The organism is Acidovorax sp. KPB24-03 (assembly GCF_057546605.1).
Genome location: NZ_BAAJYR010000843.1, coordinates 1 through 761, shown reverse-complemented (window position 1 = coordinate 761; position 761 = coordinate 1). Strand labels below are relative to the sequence as shown.

Here is a 761-nt window from a genome sequence, read left to right as displayed (position 1 = left end):
AGCCGCCGCCGCTCCGCCGCCGCCCCCGCCTCCACCACCCAAGGCGCACCTCAAGCCCCGCCCGCCAAAGCACCCAGCCGCGAAACCGGCGCTGCACCCGGTCTCCGCCACGCCGGCGCCAGCGGCCAAACCGGTGCCGGTCGATGTGATGGCCCTCTCCACCGAAGAAGGCCGGGCGGCGCTGCGCGCGGGCTTTGGCACGCCCGAATCCGCCGATGCGGGCCTGCGGGAAATCGCCCTGGCATTCAAGGCCGCGCAAAACGGCTCGACGGACGACAAGCGGGCCTTCCAGCTGGCCTACCAGGACCGGCTCACGCTGCCCGACGATTTCAGCAGCGGCAACGTGGCCGCCGTGAAGCAGCTCAAGCGGCTGCTGGCCGGGGTCAACGTGGCCTATGTGTCGCCGCAGTACGGCAAGGACATGGGCGTGGGATCGGACGACTTCAACGCGCGGCGCTCCGCGGCGGCCGCGGCGTAGAAGCAGGCGGCATGCCCTGCGGCCTACGGCGCCGCGATGAGGTCCAGGCACTCCCGCACCACCGGCGGATGGAACGCCATCTGCACGTGCGCCAGGCCCTCGCGAAGGCGGTTGTCCGCGCCGTCCAGCGTGGCCGTGGCGGCCGGGTACACCGCGTTGTCGCAGTTGGAATAAAAGCAGGTGAACAGCGCCGCGCGCCCGGGCGGCTCGTCCTGCGCCAGCTGCCGCAGCCATTCGCCCCCGGGCACCATCTGCCGGCCGTTGGCGGACCGGCTGAACCGCG

At 72.5% G+C, this 761-nt stretch carries 2 pseudogenes; one reads left to right on the top strand and one right to left on the bottom strand.

Annotated elements, in window-relative coordinates:
- Positions 1-478 (top strand): annotated as a pseudogene (locus AC27KI_RS26385) (hypothetical protein); the annotation flags it as partial.
- 23 nt (positions 479-501) lie between these two features.
- On the opposite strand, the pseudogene AC27KI_RS26380 reads toward AC27KI_RS26385, so the two are convergent.
- Positions 502-761, bottom strand: a pseudogene (locus AC27KI_RS26380) (permease); the annotation flags it as partial.